Here is a 972-nt window from a genome sequence, read left to right as displayed (position 1 = left end):
GATGGCAGCGCAATGTCCTTGCCTTCGAGCGCAGCGAAGTAGGCATTGAACAGCTCGGTCTGGAACGAGGCCACGCTCCAGCCATCGAGAATCGCATGGTGGAAGCTGAAGGTGTACTGTATCGCCTTGGCGCCGCGCAGGTGCACGAAGATGCGCAGCAGCGGAGCGCTGGCCAGATCGAAAGCGGACTTGCGTTCGGCGTCGATGAATCCGGCCACGATCTGATCCTGCTCAGCCGTGCTCAGCTCGCGCAGGTCGGCCACGATCAGCGGCACTTCCGCATCGCGCCATACCAGCTGCAGCGGCTCGCTATAGCGGCTCAGGTCGAAGCTGGTGCGCAGCACCGGATGTTTTTCCGCCATTGCCGCCAGCACCTGACGCAGTACGCCTTCATCCCAGGCCGGCAGCGTGACATGGTTGCTGAACACATCGTGATACAACCCCGCATCCTGCTCATACTGGTTGTGGAACACCATGCCCATCTGCAGCAGCGTCATCGGATAGGCGTCCTGCACCCGTTCCGGCAGCGACGCGCGGTCCGCTGCGTCGAGGATTTCCATGTCTTGACTGAGCGCGGCGGCGCCGTCGCGCACGGCCAGCGCCTGCGCCAGGGCGCGCACGGTCGGATGCCTGAACAGGTCGACAATGGCCAGTTCGATGCCGTGCGCGCGGGCCGCCGCCACGATGGCGATGCTGCGGATCGAGTCGCCGCCGATGTCGAAGTAGTTATCTTCCACGCCGACTTGCTCCACCTTGAGCACCGTGCTCCATGCCTGGCACAGCGCCTGTTCCACCTGACCTTCCGCGGCGACGTACCTGCCGCGCGCCAGCGCTTGCAGATCGGGCGCCGGCAGCGCCGTGCGATCGAGCTTGCCGTTGCTGGTCAGCGGGAAGGCGTCGAGCGTGACGAAGGCGCTGGGAATCATGTAATCGGCCAGATGGGCGCCAAGCTGGGCGCGCAGTTCGCCAGCG

General features: G+C 65.0%; 1 protein-coding gene. It reads right to left on the bottom strand.

Annotated elements, in window-relative coordinates; translation table 11 throughout:
- A partial coding sequence (locus AC0V2Y_RS27945) for a condensation domain-containing protein (protein WP_475418015.1) occupies positions 1 to 972 on the bottom strand: 972 nt, incomplete at both ends.

Source organism: Janthinobacterium sp. BHSEK (assembly GCF_056174685.1).
This window is presented reverse-complemented; position numbering and strand designations above follow the sequence as displayed.